This is a genomic window from Nonomuraea sp. NPDC003560, assembly GCF_042878785.1.
GTDB lineage: Bacteria > Actinomycetota > Actinomycetes > Streptosporangiales > Streptosporangiaceae > Nonomuraea.
On sequence record NZ_JBIAOF010000001.1, the window covers coordinates 171,221 to 185,762 of the forward strand.

Consider the following 14,542-nt stretch of genomic DNA (forward strand, 5'->3'; position numbering starts at 1 on the left):
GGTGTGCCGGGCCCCGGACAGGGCAGACAAATATCGTGAAACAGGCCCTGCGTGATGTCGCCGCCTTAGTCGCCCGCGTCGGCGTGGGCGGCATCTTCTTCGCCAACGGCTGGACCAAGCTGGAGGACGGGCTCACCGCCACCGGCGCGAAGTTCCTCCAGCAGGGCGCGCCCGCGCCCGGCGCGTGGGCCACGGTCACCATGCTCACCGAGCTGATCGGCGGGGCGCTGCTGATCGCCGGGCTGGGGGTCGCCGTCACCGGGCTGATCCTGTTCGCCGAGGCGCTGGGCGTCTTCCTGGTGGCCCCGCCGCTCAACCCCATCAGCATGAACGAGCTGATCCTGCTCGGGGCGGCCGCCATCCTGCTCGCCGTCGTGGGCGCCGGACGGCTGTCGGTCGACCACATGGTGGTGATCCGCAGGCGGGAGACGGAGGCGGCCAACGAGTTCGCCGCCGACGCCGAGGCCGACCGGGTCATCGCCTCGCTGCGCGACGCCGACGCACCGGCCCGCCGGCCGAAGCCGGCCGAGGACGCCGTCCCCGAGGAGGCCGGTCGGCAGGCCGGGGACGCGCCCTCGCCCATGACGGACACCATGCCGCACCCCCGGCCCCGCACGCGCCCCGCCGGCCCGCCGGCCACCGAAGAGTCCGCGCCGGCCCCCGTGCCCGGCGACACGCTGGTGGCGGGCCGCAAGAAGCCCGCGCCCCGCGGACGCCGTCCCTCAGCGGACGGCTGAGCGCGCGGGCACGCGCAGCGCGCCCTGGGTGAGCGCGATGGCCAGCAGGATGACCAGCGCGCCCACCGGCTGGTTCCAGGTGATCGTCTCGTCGAGCAGCAGCACGCCGGAGGCCACCGCGAACACCGGCAGCAGGTACGTCACCGTCGAGGTCGTCGTCACGCCCGCCAGGGCCTGGACCCGGTACAGCAGCAGGTAGGCCACGCCCGTGCCGAGGCCGCCGAGGCCCAGCAGGCTCCACCAGACCTCGGCGGGCGCCGCGGTGTCCACCAGCGGCACGCCCGCCACCAGCGTGATCACCGCGAGCTGGGCCGCGCCGGTCAGGAGCTGCCCCGCGGCCAGCACCACCGGCGGCTCGGACCGCCGCCCGGTGATGAAGCGCCCCATGTACGCCCCGCCGACCCCGTAGCACAGCGCCGCCCCGAAGCAGGCCAGGCTGCCGCCGAGCTGCCCGCCCGCCATGGGCTGCCACACCCCCAGCACCACCATGACGCCGGCGAACCCGAGACCGAGCCCGGCCGCCCGCGCGGCGGTCGCCCGCTCGGCCCGCAGCACCAGCGTGAAGGCCAGGGTGCACAGCGGCGTGGTGGCGTTCCAGATCGCGGCGACGACGGAGGAGACGTACTGCTCGCCGTAGGCGAACAGGGTGAAGGGCAGCGTGGTGAGCACGATGGAGGCGATCTGGAAGTGCCCCCACAGCCGCGGGTCGCGGGGGAGCGGCCGCCTGGTCACCGCGAGCGCGACCAGCAGGGTGACCGCGCCGACCGCCATGCGGCCGAACGACACCTGCAGCGGGTGCAGCGCGCCGACGGCGATCTTGATGAAGAAGAAACTGTTGCCCCAGATGGCGGCCAGCAGCAGGAACGCGGGCAGCCACCTCCCCGTGGCCTCGCTGCGCACGTACGCCTCCTGTAGATGAACCATCGAGGAGCGTAGCGGTCGCAACCGACAATTGGGAGAAGTCACATGTCGGCGGTGAGCCGGGCCACCACCCGCATCTTGTTCATCGCGTCCAGCGCCGCCACCTTGTACGACTCCGCCAGCGTCGGATAGTTGAACACCGCGTTGACCAGGTAGTCGACGGTCCCGCCGCAGCCCATCACGGTCTGGCCGATGTGCACCAGCTCGGTGGCCCCCGTGCCGAACACGTGCACGCCGAGCAGCCGCCGGTCCTCCGAGGAGACCAGCAGCTTGAGCATCCCGTACGAGTCGCCGATGATCTGCCCCCTGGCCAGCTCCCGGTAACGCGAGATGCCCACCTCGAACGGGATCCGGTCGCGGGTCAGCTCGTCCTCCGACCTCCCGACGAAGCTGATCTCGGGGATCGTGTAGATGCCGATGGGCGGCAGCTCCCGCAGCTCCGCCACGGGTTCGCCGCAGGCGTGCTGGGCGGCCACCCGGCCCTGCTCCATCGAGGTGGCGGCCAGCGCCGGGAAGCCGATCACGTCGCCGACCGCGTAGATGTGCGGCACGTCCGTGGCGTAGTGCTCGTCCACCCGGATCCGGCCGCGGTCGTCGGCGGCCAGCCCGGCGGCCTCCAGGTTCAGCTCGGCCGTCCTGCCCTGGCGTCCGGCCGAGTACATGACGCAGTCGGCGGGGATGCGCTTGCCGCTCTCCAGCAGGGTCAGCGCGCCGCGCGGGCGGCGTTCGACGGCGGCGACGTGCTCGCCGAAGCGGAAGGTCACCGCCAGGTCGCGCAGGTGGTACTTGAGCGCCTCGACGATCTCCAGGTCGCAGAACTCCAGCATGCGCTCGCGCCGTTCGACCACGGTCACCTTGGTGCCGAGGGCGGCGAACATGGAGGCGTACTCGATGCCGATGACCCCGGCGCCGACCACGACCATCGTCTCGGGTACCCGGTCCAGGTGCAGGATCGCGTCGGAGTCGATGACCGTGCGCTCGTCGAACTGCACGCTGTCCGGGCGCGCGGGGGAGGTGCCGGTGGCGATCACGATCCGGTCGGCGGTGACCTTGCGCTCCTCGTCGCCGCTGATCCCGATGGTGTGCGGGTCGAGGAAACGTCCGGTGCCGGGCAGGACCGTGACGTGGTTGCGGCCGAGCTGGCTGCGGATCACCTGGATCTCGCGGCCGATCACGTGCTGGGTGCGCATCCCGAGGTCGGCGACCGTGATCTCGTCCTTGACGCGGTAGCTGGCGCCGTACAGCTCCCGCTGGTTGAGGCCGGTGAGGTAGAGGACCGCCTCGCGCAGCGTCTTGGACGGGATCGTGCCGGTGTTGATGCAGACGCCGCCGATCATGTTCCGTTTCTCGACCATGGCCACGCGCCGGCCCAGCTTCGCCGCCGCGATGGCGGCCTTCTGCCCGCCGGGACCGGAGCCGAGCACCAGCACGTCGTAGTCCGCCACATCGCCCAGTGTGAGCGCGCGGGGTTACCGGCGGAAGACCCGTCGGCCAGACTGCGCGTATGCAACGTGCATTCCGTCAGGTCGACGTGTTCACCTCCGTCCCTTATCGCGGCAACCCGCTCGCGGTCGTGCTCGACGGCCAAGGGCTGGACACCGAGGAGATGCGGCGCTTCGCCGCCTGGACGAACCTGTCCGAGACGACGTTCGTGCTGCCCCCCACCGTGCCCGGGGCCGACTACCGGGTCCGGATCTTCACCGGGGGCGGCGAGCTGCCCTTCGCCGGGCATCCCACGCTCGGCACCTGCCACGCCTGGCTGGAGAGCGGCGGCCGGCCGCGGGACGCGGCGGAGATCGTCCAGGAGTGCGACGCCGGGCTGATCCGGGTGCGCAGGACCGCGGACGGGCTCGCCTTCGCCGCGCCCGAGCTGCTGCGGTCCGGGCCGGTCGAGGAGGAGCTGGCCGAGCGGCTGGCCGAGACCCTGCGCATCGGACGCGAGCGCATGCTGGCCGTCGAATGGGCCGACAACGGGCCCGGCTGGGTGGTCGTGCTGCTCACCGCCGCCGAGGAGGTGCTGGAGCTGCGGCCGGGCGCGATCGAGCACATGGTCGGCGTGGCGGGGCCCTGCCCGGAGGGCTCGCCGTACGCCTACGAGGTGCGCGTCTTCGCTCCCGACGTCGAGGATCCGGTGACCGGCAGCCTGCACGCGTCCCTGGCGCAGTTCCTGCTGCGCACGGGCCGGGCGAAGGCGCCGTACACGGCGGGGCAGGGGACCGTGCTCGGCCGCGCCGGGCGCGTGCGGATCACCGCCGACGAGCGGGACGTGTGGGTCGGCGGGTCGGTCGTCACCTGCGTCAGCGGCCAGGTCGCGTTGTGAAGCGCACCTCGTCGCCGGGCCGCAGCTGCGCCGCGACCGGCAGGTCGGCCTGCCGCACCACCGCGATCACCGGGTAGCCGCCCGTGGGCGGGTGGTCGGCGAGGAACACGATCGGCTGCCCGCTCGGCGGCACCTGCACCGCGCCGGTGACCATGCCCTCGCTCGGCAGCTCGCCCTGCCTGGCCCGCGTCAGCCCGGGCCCGCGCAGCCGCACCCCGACGCGGTTGCTGTCCTGGCTCACCTCGTACGGCCCCCCGCACAGCGCCTCCAGCGCCCCAGGGACGAACCAGTCGTCCCGCGGCCCGGCGAGCACCCGCAGCACGGCGGGGGCGGGCCCCGCCGGCGGCGCCAGGTCCACCGAGATCTCCCCGGCGGCGGACCCGCCCACCGGCAGCAGCGTCCCGGCCCGCAACGGCTCGGGGCCGAGCCCCGACAGCGAGTCGGTGGACCGGCTGCCCAGCACCGGCTCGACCGCGATCCCGCCGCGCACCGCCACGTACGTGCGCAACCCCCACTCCGGCGCACCCAACCGCAGCTCGCCCCCCGGCGGCACCCAGAACGGCACCCCCATCCGCGCCTCCGCCGGCGCGCCGGTCAGCGCCGCCCACGCGCCCTCGTGGAACCGCAGCCGCGCCAGCCCGAACGTCACCTCGACGCCCGCCGCGTCCTCGCGGTTGCCCACCAGCCGGTTGGCCAGCCGCAGGCTCGGCGCGTCGGCCGCCCCCGAACGCGGGACGCCCAGATGGGCCAGGCCCGGCCGCCCCAGATCCTGGACGGTCGCATAAGGGCCGGGCGCGATCACCTCGATCATGCGCGCTCGAACCGCACGCGCATCCCCGGCCGGAACAACGACGGCGGCTCGGCCGTCACGTCCCACACCCGCGTCGCCGTGCGCCCCAGCAGCCGCCACCCGCCGGGCGAGGCCGTCGGGTAGACCGCCGAGTACGGCCCCGCGACCGCCACCGAGCCGGCCGGCACCGACGTGCGCGGCGTGTCCAGCCGGGGCAGCTCCAGCACGGGGTCGAGCCCGGTCAGATAGGCGAACCCCGGGGCGAACCCCAGCCACCCGACCACCAGCTCGCGCCCGGTGTGCCGGGCGACCACCTCCTCGGCCGAGATCCCGGCCAGCGCCGCGACGGAATCGAGATCGGCCCCGTCATAGACGACGGGAATCGTCACCACCGGCCCGGCCGGCACGTCCGCCCCGGCCGCCGCCTCGCGGGCCGATCCGGTCAAGGCCGCCAGCCTGGCCCGCAACCGCTCCCGGTCGGCGCCCGGGGCCACCACCAGCACGGTCTCCGGCCCCGGCACGACCTCCACGACCCCCTCGGGCCGCTCGGCCCGCAGCGCCGCGTCGAGCCGGTGGGAGGCCGCCAGCGACCCGGTCTCGACGAGCAGCGCATGTTCTCCCGCCGGACGGATCACGCGAACGCCTGCAGGACCACTCCGGCCGCCAGCAGGTCGTTGCGCACGGCACGGGCCAGCCCGACGGCGTCAGGGGTGTCTCCATGGACGCACAGCGACCGGGCGGAGACGGACACCGGACTGCCGTCCACGGCCGTCACAGAGCCCTCCAGGGCCATCCGGCGGGCCCGCGCGGTGACCGCCGCCGCGTCGTGGATCACCGCGCCCGCCTCGCGCCGCGGCACCAGCGCCCCCGCCGCCGTGTACGCCCGGTCGGCGAACGCCTCGCTCACCGTCGGGACGCCCGCCGCCGCGGCCACCTCGTGCACGACCGAGACCGGCAGCGTCAGCACCGGCAGCGTCGGGTCGTAGTCGGCGACGGCGTCGATCACCGCCGCCGCCTGCACCTCGTCGCGGCAGACCCGGTTGTACAGGGCGCCGTGCGGCTTGACGTAGGAGACCCGGCCGCCCATCGCCCTGGCGATGCCGTCGACGGCCGCGAGCTGGTAGAGCACCTCGGCGCACAGCTCCTCGGGCTCGACCTCCATCTCCCTGCGGCCGAAGTGGGCCAGGTCGCGGTAGGACACCTGGGCGCCGATCGACACGCCGCGGTCGACGGCCGCGGCGCACGTGCGCCTGATCGTCACGGGGTCGCCCGCGTGGAAGCCGCAGGCGACGTTGGCGCTGGTGACGATGTCGAGCAGCGCGAGGTCGTCGCCGAGCCGCCAGATGCCGAAGCCCTCACCGAGGTCGGCGTTGAGGTCGATCACCATCCCACCATCATGGCGCAGCGCTACCTCGGCGCGACGAACAACGTCTGAGTCGCCGTGCCGACTTCGCCGCGCTCGTCGTACAGGGTGGTGCGGGTCAGGCCGCGGCCGGAGGGGCCGATCGCGGTGGCCGCGTCCATGCAGGTCCACTCGCCCACCGGGGTGCGGAACAGCGAGATCGTCAGGTCGACGTTGACGAAGACGTGGGTGGCGAAGTCGACGGCCGGGCTCACGCCGTTGCCGCTGTCGGCGAACGCGGCCAGCCGTTCGAACGGGGTGATCTCCTCGCCCTCCACCAGCGGCACGGTCAGCCTGCCCCACACCGTGGCCGGACCGGGCAGCATCGGGCCGCCGCGGGCGAACCGCCAGTCGAACGCCCTGCCGTAGCCGAAACCGGACACCAGGTAGGAGGCCGCGTGCTCGGGCGAGGGCGGCGGCACGGGCGCGGGCGGCCCGGCGGCCGGCGTGGCGGGCGTGTCGGCCTCGCGGATGCGCCACGCGGTGGCCCTGGCGTACTCGCGCCCGCCGGACAGCACGGCCGCCGACAGGCATTGCACCCGCTTGCCGTCGCGGACGACGTCGGTGACGACCTCCAGCTCGGCCACGGGCACCGGGGCGAAGACGTCGACCGCCAGCCTGGACAGCGCCAGGCCGGGCAGCGGCGCGGTGCGGTCGAGCTCGTGGACCATCAGGGCGGTCACCGGGCCCATGTGCTGGGAGCCCGGGTCCCACGGCCCCTGGGTGTGCTCGGAGGCGAGGTAGCGGCCCATGGCCAGCCGGCGGTACATCGACATGGGACGGACCCTAGATCTCGTCGGGGATGTCGGCGATGTCGTCGAGGGCGGCGGCCAGCTCGTCGGGGTCGCCGCCGATGCGCTCGGCGATCTCGATCAGCACGTGGAGCACGTCGTGGCGGTCGTGGCCGAGGTCGAGCAGGCGCTGGGCGGCCTCCCACAGCTGGGGCGGGTCGCCGTCCCACAGCCGGGTCGCGATCTCCTCGTGCCAGGCCAGGTGCTCCTGGTCGATCACGCCGCCGTGGTCGATCTCCAGTAACGTGCGCCGGTCGGCCTCGTCGGCCGGGTTGAGCCGGTCGAGGTCGATGCCGTTGTGCACGCCCTGCAGGTAGGGGAACGCGAACACCCGCCTGGCCAGCGCCGACAGGTCGCCGTCGGGCAGCAGCCGCTCCAGCAGCGGCCGGTCGAGCCCGAACGACGTCGGGTCGCGGTAGGCCTCGGGGAACTTGCCCGTGGCCTCCCACACCGCGTCGAGGGTGGCCTTGAGCCCCTGCTCGGGCAGGCCGGTGCGGCGCGCGGCGAAGCGCACCCACGCCGACAGCACGTGCGGCATCGCCTCCTGCTCGGCCGCGCTCAGCATCACCTTGCGCGGCAGCCAGTCGAGCAGGAACGTCTCGCACTTGGTCGGGCTGACCCGCAGCGGCCGGTTGAAGTCGCGCTCGCAGCCGTAGTCGATGATGTGGTCGGCGCAGCGCGAGGCCGCCGACGGGTCGGACAGGTGCTCGGCGGCGTCGGAGGCCAGGAACTCGGCGGCCAGCATGGCCCGCCGCTCGCGGCTGTAGGGCGCCTCGATGTGCAGCGGCGCCGGACGTTTGCGGCCCGGCGGCAGCGCCTTGAGCCGGGCGCGGGCGAAGGCGTGGTAGGCGCTGTAGCTCTCGCTCACCGGCGGCGGCGTCTTGGGCTCCCTGGTGGCCTTCATGGCCGAGTCCAGGAGCGCCCTGGCCTGCTCGGGCTGGATCTCCTCGAACAGCAGCATCGGGTTGCCCGCCGCCTCGGCCCTGGCCTGCTCCAGCAGCTTGTCGACGTGCGAGGACACCCACGCGTCGCGGGCCATGCCGTTCATGTTGTGGTCGACGACCACGACCAGCGCGTGCCGGTCGCTGGGCACCGATGCCTCGTTCCACCGGTAGGCGAACGTGCAGATCACCGTGTCCTGGTCGCCGTAGGCGTCGCGGGAGACGTAGCAGCCGGTGGGCTTGACCGCGCCGACCTTGTCGGCCCAGCCGGGCCTGGCCACGCCCGACTCCATCATCGCCAGCGCCGCGCCCTCGGCCTTGGCGCCCTGGCGGGCGGTGCCCAGGTAGGCCAGGCACACCAGCAGCGTCAGGGAGGCCGGGGTGCCGGCCTTGGCCGCGTAGTCGACCAGGCCCTCCCCGAGGACCTGCTCCACGTCACCGCCCCTGACCCGCCTGCCCCACCAGGCCCCGATCATGTCTGAGACCATCAGCTCCGCGTCGAGAGGGCTGCGCACCGCGAGCAGCTCGCGGGCCGCCTGCACCATCTCCTGGAACACGTCGTCGGGCGGGCTGCTCTCCCGGGGATCTCGTCGGTGTCGGCGCACGCCCTCACTCTCTCGTATTCCAGGCGCAAACGGTGAAGAGAACTCGGCCTGGTGACCCCGATGTTATCGGTGGAGCCGCGATCAGCGGGGACTTCGGGGCGGCGGGGCGGAGTTCACGATGGCGAGCAGATGCTCGCGCGCGATGCGCTCCACGACCTCCGGTGTGGGCGGGACGCCGAGATGCTCGGCGCACGCGCACACGTCGGCCACGCACCGGTCGATCGTGTCCACGGGTACGGTCAGGAACTCTTCGGCCAGCCGGAGACTGACCGGCTCCCTGAGGAAGCGTGTGGCCAGAGCGAGCATAGATGTGAGATTCCTCTGGAGACCCGGGAGCAAACCCCCAGGAACGTATGCAGGGTGACTTGCGCTCCCATTTCATCTTTTCTCGGCCTTGTGTCAAGGCTCTGAGGCGCCTGTGTTCGCTTCTCGTGCAAAGCTGTTTCCATGCGCATCCAGCTCGCCCAGCGGGACGAGGCAGACGAGCTCCTCGGCCGCAGCCCGCTCGCCCTGCTCGTCGGCATGCTGCTCGACCAGCAGATTCCCATGGAATGGGCGTTCACTGGGCCGTACACCATCTCGGAGCGCCTGGGGCACGACCTGACCGCCGAGGAGATCGCCGCCTGCGACCCCGAGGCGTTCGCCGCGCTCCTGGCGCAGAAGCCGGCCGTGCACCGATACCCCAAGTCGATGGCCGCCCGCGTCCAGCAGCTCGCGGCCTACCTCGTCGAACACTACGACGGGCGGCCCGAGCTCATCTGGAGCGACGCGGCCGACGGGAAAGACTTGTTGAAACGACTGCAGGCCCTTCCGGGATACGGCAAGCAGAAGGCCCAGATCTTTTTGGCATTGCTGGGCAAGCAGCTGGGGGTCCAGCCGTCAGGCTGGCGTGAGGCAGCCGGACTCTACGGCGAGGAGGGGTCATACCGTTCGGTCGCCGACGTGGTCGACACCGACAGCCTGGGCCGGGTGCGCGCCGCCAAACAGGAGGCCAAGCGCGCGGCCAAGGGCGAGTAACCTGATCTTGCTGCGCAATGTGGAGCGACTTTGACAGGATGCGTTGACCCTTATGGCGACCGGGCGGCGGCGGGGGCTTCCGTCGGCGCATGCCCATCGCCGATGATGTACTGCAGAATCCGGTCGCCCGGAGCTGCGCTACGCCGATACACAGTTATGGAGATGTGCCGCGTGGGAGACCCTGGCACGCGACGGAGGTGCCGACCATGAGCGCCGAGACCTCCGTTCCCCGTCCCCGGGAGTCGGATGTGGACATCTCAGACTCCGCCCTGTTCAAGGGCATGCTGTCGGAGGCCGAGTTCGCCTTCGCGTTCTTCGACGGCGATGGCCGCGTCCAGCGGGTCAACGACGTGTTCAGCGACGTCGTCAGCGTGCCCGCCGAGCGCCTGGTGGGCCGCCTGCCGGTCGAGGTGCTGGCGGCCGACCTGAGCCAGATCATCACCCACGCCGTCCAGGCCGTCATCGAGAGCGACGCGCCGGTCACCGAGGGCCGCGTGCGCGTGCGGTCCGCCGAGGGCGACACCCGCCACTGGTCGCTGTCGTTCTCACCGGTCCACGACGAGGCGGGCGAGCTGCGCGCCGTCGCGCTGGTGGGCCTCGACGTGACCGAGAGCCGGCAGACCGAGGAGGCGCTGCGCCGCAGCGAGGAGCGTTACCGCTCGCTGGTGGAGGCGCAGTCCCAGCTCGTCTGGATCACCTCGCCCACGGGCGCCGTCGTCGAGGACGCGCCCCAGTGGCGCGCCATCACCGGCCAGGGGCTGGAGGAGTACCTCGCCAACGGCTGGCTGGAGGTCGTCCACCCCGAGGAGCGCCAGCAGACCGAGGAGGCCTGGCGCGAGGCGCTGCGCGGCCGCACGATGTTCGAGTGGAACTACCGGGTCCGCACCCGGGCCAGCGGCTACCGCCACTTCGAGGTGCGCGCGGTGCCGATCATCAGGCACGGCAGGGTCGTGGAGTGGGTCGGCGCCAACACCGACGTCACCCCGCAGCGCGAGGCCGAGGAGATGCGCGGCAGGCTGACCGACCAGCTCGGCGCCGCCGCCCTGCGCACCGCCCGGCTCCAAGGCGCCACGGCCCAGCTCGCCGAGGCCCTGACGGTCGAGCAGGTCGTCCAGGTCATCATCGACGTCGGCCGCACCGCCCTGGCCGCCGACCGCTCGGCCGTGGCGCTGCTCGACACCGACCGCGCCGCGCTCAAGCTGGTCAACGGCGAGGGCATCCCCGAGGTCCAGGGCTCGGGCGACGAGATCCCGCTGTCCCACTCCAACGTGATGACGATGGCCGTCAACAGCCGCCGTCCGGTCTTCGCCGAGTCGCCCGAGTCGCTCAAGGCGCAGCTGCTGGAGGCCGGCGACGACGAGGAGGCGCTGGCGGGGTTCATCAGCCAGGGCGACGAGCGCGCCTGGGTCGGCCTGCCGCTTCTGGCCGCCGGCCGGGCGCTCGGCGCGCTGCGCTTCTCGTTCACGCGCCCGCAGAAGATCTCCCAGGAGGACGGCGTCTTCCTGGAGGCGCTGGCCGGGCAGTGCGCCCTGGCCGTCGAGCGGGCCACGCTCTTCGAGCGCGAGCACCGCACGGCCGAGACGCTCCAGCGCAGCCTGCTGCCCGACCGCCTGCCCGTGGTCAAGGGCCTGGTGCTGGCCCAGCGCTTCCGTTCTGGCAGCCGCCACGTCCAGGTCGGCGGCGACTGGTACGACGCGTTCGTCCTGCAGGACGGGCGTGTCGCGGCGGTCGTCGGCGACGTCATGGGCAAGGGCGTCAAGGCCGCGGCGGGCATGGGCCGCATCCGCAACGCGATGCGGGCGCTCGCGCTCACCAACCCGCCGCCCGCCGCCGTGCTCACGGGCCTCGACCGGGTCTTCGAGGCCACGGAAGAGGAGGAGCAGGTCACCACGCTGGCCTACATGGTCGTCGAGCCGGTCACCGGCGAGGGCACGCTGGCCATGGCGGGCCACCCGCCGCCCGTCCTGGTCTCGCCCCAGGGCACGGCGATCCTGTGCGACGCCGAGCCCGGCACGCCGCTGGGCTGGCCGACCAGTCGCCGGCAGTTCCGGTTCGTGGTGCCGCCGGGACACACCGCGGTGCTCTACTCAGACGGTCTCGTGGAGAACAGGAAGCGAGGGCTTGACGCCGGTCTCGCAGAGATTTGCAGTGTTGTGACCGAAGCGCCGCCTGAGGTGGTCAGCAGTCCGCACATGTTGCTGGACTTCCTGGTTGACCGGATGTTGTCTGGATATGAACAGGATGATGACGTTACCGCGCTCGCAATTCACGTCCCGCCGGCCACGAAGAGTGACTGAATGAAACAGTCATAACGGTTGCTTTCGGGTATCAGTGCCCCGCTTACGTACGCACTACTGTCTTGGTCGGCCTAGGGTGGAGGACAACCGCCGGGAGGTGGCCGTATGGAGTGCGGGGTCGTGCCACAATGCTGTGTCAGGTCCGTCGCGCTTCGCACGGCCTCACCGATCTCCGAGAGAGGCAACAGCCCCCAGCGGGCATCTGGGTCCATTGTCGCCACGCGTTCGTTCGAGAGGTGTTCGTGTCGCCTGCAAGTTCGACTCGCTCGAAGCCACAAGAGCTGAACGAGCCCGTCATTCAGCGACTGCTCGAGCGTGGGCGCTCGCAGGGTTTCCTCGAGTCTGAGGATGTCCGTCAGGCCTTCGAGGAGGCGGACATCCCCATGTCGCACGCCGCCGCGTTCTTGCGGAACCTCAGCAAAGAGGGCGTGACCGTGGTGGTGACCGCCGCGGATTCGGCTGCGCCGAAGAAGTCTCGTGGTCCAGCAAAGCGCCGCACCGCTGCCCCCGTCAAGACCAAGACGGCAGCGGCCGCCAAAGAGCAGCAGCCCGAGACCGTGACCGCGGTCGTGGGCGCCGCTGAGGCCGAGCCGGCCGCCAAGAAGCCGGCTCCGGCCAAGAAGGCCGCTCCCGCTCCGAAGAAGGCGGCTCCGGCCGCCGCCAAGAAGGCCAAGCCAGAAGTCAGCGCTGGGCCTGCCGAGACCAAGCCGAAGGCACCCGAGGGCCTCAAGGCGGCCGACTCCGACGACGACGATCTCGAGCTCGACGGCGACGTGGAGCTGGAGGACCTCGAGGACATCGAGGTCGACGACATCGTGGCCGAGGACGACTCCGACGCCGAGGGTGACTCCGACTCCGACGACGACTCCGACGACGAGCCCAAGGCCGCCGACGTCGCCGCCGCCACCGCGGACAAGACCGAGGACGAGGTCCTCATCCTGTCCGACGACGACGACGACGCCCCAGTCGCCCAGGTGGCCGCCGCCGGCGCCACCGCCGACCCGGTGAAGGACTACCTCAAGCAGATCGGCAAGGTCCCCCTGCTCAACGCTGAGCAGGAGGTCGAGCTGGCCAAGCGCATCGAGGCCGGTCTGTTCGCCGAGGAGCAGCTCGGCGGCGGCGAGACCGACAGTCTGCCGGTCGATGTCCGGGCCGAGCTCGAATGGATCGCCGAAGACGGCCGCCGGGCCAAGAACCACCTGCTGGAGGCCAACCTCCGGCTCGTGGTCTCGCTGGCCAAGCGCTACACCGGGCGCGGCATGCTGTTCCTCGACCTGATCCAGGAGGGCAACCTCGGTCTGATCAGGGCCGTGGAGAAGTTCGACTACACCAAGGGCTACAAGTTCTCCACCTACGCCACGTGGTGGATCCGGCAGGCGATCACGCGTGCCATGGCCGACCAGGCGCGGACCATCCGCATCCCGGTCCACATGGTCGAAGTGATCAACAAGCTGGCCCGGGTCCAGCGGCAGATGCTGCAGGACCTCGGCCGCGAGCCCACGCCGGAAGAGCTGGCCCGCGAGCTGGACATGACGCCCGAGAAGGTCGTCGAGGTCCAGAAGTACGGCCGCGAGCCCATCTCCCTCCACACCCCGCTGGGTGAGGAGGGCGACAGCGAGTTCGGTGACCTCATCGAGGACTCCGAGGCCATCGTGCCGGCCGACGCCGTCAGCTTCACGCTGCTGCAGGAGCAGCTGCACTCCGTTCTCGACACGTTGTCGGAGCGGGAGGCGGGCGTCGTGTCGATGCGGTTCGGCCTCACCGACGGGCAGCCGAAGACGCTCGACGAGATCGGCAAGGTTTACGGGGTCACCCGTGAGCGCATCCGCCAGATCGAGTCGAAGACCATGTCCAAGCTGCGTCACCCGTCCCGGTCCCAGGTTCTGCGCGACTACCTGGACTAGGAGCCACCTCGTCGATCGCCCCGTCCGGAACCCTCCGGGCGGGGCGATCGCCGTTTCCGGGGGCGTCAGGCCGGGTCGGTGACGTGCACGTCGAGCAGCCAGGGGCGGTTCGGCCGCGTGGGCTCGGCGAGGTCGACCGTCCAGCCCAGGTTGCCGAGGGTCTTGGCCAGTTCGCCGGGCATGCCGGGGGCCTCCTCCTGCTGGAGCAGGACGCGGGCGATCTCGCCCCGCGTGGCCTTGGCCATGTGGCTGACGACCTTGCCGTCGCGGAAGACGCGTACCGACACCGACCGGTCGCCGGGCTGCCAGGCCCCCGCGTACGTGGCCGAGCGCAGGTCCACCACCAGCCCCGGCAGCCGGTCCAGCTCCTTGGCCAGGTGCGTGCGCCAGTAGGCGGCCAGGCCGCCCAGCGGCGGCAGGCTGACCCCCATCGACAGGCGGTACGGCGGCACCCGGTCGGAGACGCGCAACACGCCCCACAGGCCGGAGAAGATCAGCACGGACTCCTCCGCCCTGGCCCTGGCGGCGTCGTCCAGGGTGTTCAGGCCGAGGTTGTCGTACAGGACGCCGGTGTAGAGATCGGCGGCAGGAAGGGTGGGCGCGGTCTTCAGCGCCGTGTTCTTGGCCGCCTCGCCCGCCAGACCGGGCGTCAGCCCGAGCACCTGCGCGGCGTCGCGGCGCTTGGAGGCCCGGATGAGCGCGGTCACGACCCGCTTGCGGGCACGGTCGAGCTTGGGGAAGGACAGCTCGCCGAGCGGCGGACCGCTCCCCTCGGCGGCCTTTCCTTCGGACGGCGGCAGCAGAATCAGCACAACCC

Annotated in this window: 14 protein-coding genes; 5 read left to right on the plus strand and 9 right to left on the minus strand. The window is 72.1% G+C overall.

From position 1 onward, the window contains the following. The first annotated feature begins 35 nt into the window (after nucleotides 1–35). The gene (locus tag ACFYUV_RS00830; protein WP_387663607.1) at nucleotides 36–737 is read left to right on the plus strand and encodes a DoxX family membrane protein; all 702 of its coding nucleotides are present in this window, start codon (nucleotides 36–38) and stop codon (nucleotides 735–737) included. On the opposite strand, the gene ACFYUV_RS00835 is transcribed toward ACFYUV_RS00830, so the two are convergent. Then, nucleotides 723–1,661 (minus strand): DMT family transporter, encoded by a 939-nt coding sequence (locus ACFYUV_RS00835; RefSeq protein ID WP_387663609.1) that lies wholly within the window; start codon nucleotides 1,659–1,661, stop codon nucleotides 723–725. The genes ACFYUV_RS00830 and ACFYUV_RS00835 overlap by 15 nt on opposite strands. A 38-nt stretch (nucleotides 1,662–1,699) precedes the next feature. Next, nucleotides 1,700–3,103 carry a Si-specific NAD(P)(+) transhydrogenase gene (sthA, locus tag ACFYUV_RS00840; protein ID WP_387663611.1) on the minus strand — a complete coding sequence of 468 codons (1,404 nt, stop codon included), beginning with the start codon at nucleotides 3,101–3,103 and terminating at the stop codon, nucleotides 1,700–1,702. Between the two features lie 59 nt (nucleotides 3,104–3,162). Here sthA and ACFYUV_RS00845 point away from each other — a divergent pair, with 59 nt between their 5' ends. Next, nucleotides 3,163–3,978: a PhzF family phenazine biosynthesis protein gene (locus ACFYUV_RS00845; RefSeq protein WP_387663613.1), complete on the plus strand. Its 816-nt coding sequence runs from the start codon at nucleotides 3,163–3,165 to the stop codon at nucleotides 3,976–3,978. Here the strand turns inward: ACFYUV_RS00845 and ACFYUV_RS00850 are convergent. The 6 genes from ACFYUV_RS00850 to ACFYUV_RS00875 all read right to left on the minus strand — a co-directional run bounded on the left by ACFYUV_RS00850 (nucleotide 3,956) and on the right by ACFYUV_RS00875 (nucleotide 8,813). Next, nucleotides 3,956–4,789 (minus strand): biotin-dependent carboxyltransferase family protein, encoded by an 834-nt coding sequence (locus ACFYUV_RS00850; RefSeq protein ID WP_387663615.1) that lies wholly within the window; start codon nucleotides 4,787–4,789, stop codon nucleotides 3,956–3,958. The genes ACFYUV_RS00845 and ACFYUV_RS00850 overlap by 23 nt on opposite strands. Further along, entirely contained in the window at nucleotides 4,786–5,403 is a 618-nt protein-coding gene (locus ACFYUV_RS00855; protein ID WP_387663617.1) for an allophanate hydrolase subunit 1, read from the minus strand. Before ACFYUV_RS00855 ends, ACFYUV_RS00850 begins: the two co-directional genes overlap by 4 nt. Further along, nucleotides 5,400–6,155 carry a LamB/YcsF family protein gene (locus tag ACFYUV_RS00860; protein WP_387663619.1) on the minus strand — a complete coding sequence of 252 codons (756 nt, stop codon included), beginning with the start codon at nucleotides 6,153–6,155 and terminating at the stop codon, nucleotides 5,400–5,402. Before ACFYUV_RS00860 ends, ACFYUV_RS00855 begins: the two co-directional genes overlap by 4 nt. A 20-nt stretch (nucleotides 6,156–6,175) precedes the next feature. Continuing rightward, nucleotides 6,176–6,946 (minus strand): thioesterase family protein, encoded by a 771-nt coding sequence (locus tag ACFYUV_RS00865; RefSeq protein WP_387663621.1) that lies wholly within the window; start codon nucleotides 6,944–6,946, stop codon nucleotides 6,176–6,178. 10 nt (nucleotides 6,947–6,956) lie between these two features. Next, nucleotides 6,957–8,447 carry a hypothetical protein gene (locus ACFYUV_RS00870; RefSeq protein ID WP_387665263.1) on the minus strand — a complete coding sequence of 497 codons (1,491 nt, stop codon included), beginning with the start codon at nucleotides 8,445–8,447 and terminating at the stop codon, nucleotides 6,957–6,959. Between the two features lie 141 nt (nucleotides 8,448–8,588). Beyond that, nucleotides 8,589–8,813 carry a hypothetical protein gene (locus ACFYUV_RS00875; RefSeq protein ID WP_125639785.1) on the minus strand — a complete coding sequence of 75 codons (225 nt, stop codon included), beginning with the start codon at nucleotides 8,811–8,813 and terminating at the stop codon, nucleotides 8,589–8,591. Nucleotides 8,814–8,954: 141 nt separating this feature from the next. Between ACFYUV_RS00875 and ACFYUV_RS00880 the strand changes: the two genes are divergently transcribed. The 3 genes from ACFYUV_RS00880 to ACFYUV_RS00890 all read left to right on the plus strand — a co-directional run bounded on the left by ACFYUV_RS00880 (nucleotide 8,955) and on the right by ACFYUV_RS00890 (nucleotide 13,725). After that, nucleotides 8,955–9,524, plus strand: a complete 570-nt coding sequence (locus tag ACFYUV_RS00880) for an HhH-GPD-type base excision DNA repair protein (RefSeq protein ID WP_352329753.1) — start codon at nucleotides 8,955–8,957, stop codon at nucleotides 9,522–9,524. Nucleotides 9,525–9,730: 206 nt separating this feature from the next. Then, nucleotides 9,731–11,821, plus strand: a complete 2,091-nt coding sequence (locus ACFYUV_RS00885) for a SpoIIE family protein phosphatase (protein WP_387663623.1) — start codon at nucleotides 9,731–9,733, stop codon at nucleotides 11,819–11,821. A gap of 242 nt (nucleotides 11,822–12,063) precedes the next feature. Next, on the plus strand, nucleotides 12,064–13,725 hold the full coding sequence (locus tag ACFYUV_RS00890; protein WP_387665266.1) for an RNA polymerase sigma factor: 1,662 nt from the start codon (nucleotides 12,064–12,066) through the stop codon (nucleotides 13,723–13,725). Between the two features lie 65 nt (nucleotides 13,726–13,790). On the opposite strand, the gene ACFYUV_RS00895 is transcribed toward ACFYUV_RS00890, so the two are convergent. Further along, complete coding sequence (locus ACFYUV_RS00895; protein ID WP_387663625.1) at nucleotides 13,791–14,537, minus strand: YaaA family protein; 747 nt, start codon at nucleotides 14,535–14,537, stop codon at nucleotides 13,791–13,793. Nucleotides 14,538–14,542 lie beyond the last annotated feature (5 nt).

Bases quoted from the DNA above. Each gene is read 5' to 3' on its own strand.
- ACFYUV_RS00835 (WP_387663609.1), bottom strand. From the start codon at position 1,661: ATGGTTCATCTACAGGAGGCGTACGTGCGCAGCGAGGCCACGGGGAGG.
- ACFYUV_RS00845 (WP_387663613.1), top strand. From the start codon at position 3,163: ATGCAACGTGCATTCCGTCAGGTCGACGTGTTCACCTCCGTCCCTTAT.
- ACFYUV_RS00850 (WP_387663615.1), bottom strand. From the start codon at position 4,789: ATGATCGAGGTGATCGCGCCCGGCCCTTATGCGACCGTCCAGGATCTG.
- ACFYUV_RS00860 (WP_387663619.1), bottom strand. From the start codon at position 6,155: ATGGTGATCGACCTCAACGCCGACCTCGGTGAGGGCTTCGGCATCTGG.
- ACFYUV_RS00865 (WP_387663621.1), bottom strand. From the start codon at position 6,946: ATGTCGATGTACCGCCGGCTGGCCATGGGCCGCTACCTCGCCTCCGAG.
- ACFYUV_RS00870 (WP_387665263.1), bottom strand. From the start codon at position 8,447: ATGGTGCAGGCGGCCCGCGAGCTGCTCGCGGTGCGCAGCCCTCTCGAC.
- ACFYUV_RS00875 (WP_125639785.1), bottom strand. From the start codon at position 8,813: ATGCTCGCTCTGGCCACACGCTTCCTCAGGGAGCCGGTCAGTCTCCGG.
- ACFYUV_RS00880 (WP_352329753.1), top strand. From the start codon at position 8,955: ATGCGCATCCAGCTCGCCCAGCGGGACGAGGCAGACGAGCTCCTCGGC.
- ACFYUV_RS00885 (WP_387663623.1), top strand. From the start codon at position 9,731: ATGAGCGCCGAGACCTCCGTTCCCCGTCCCCGGGAGTCGGATGTGGAC.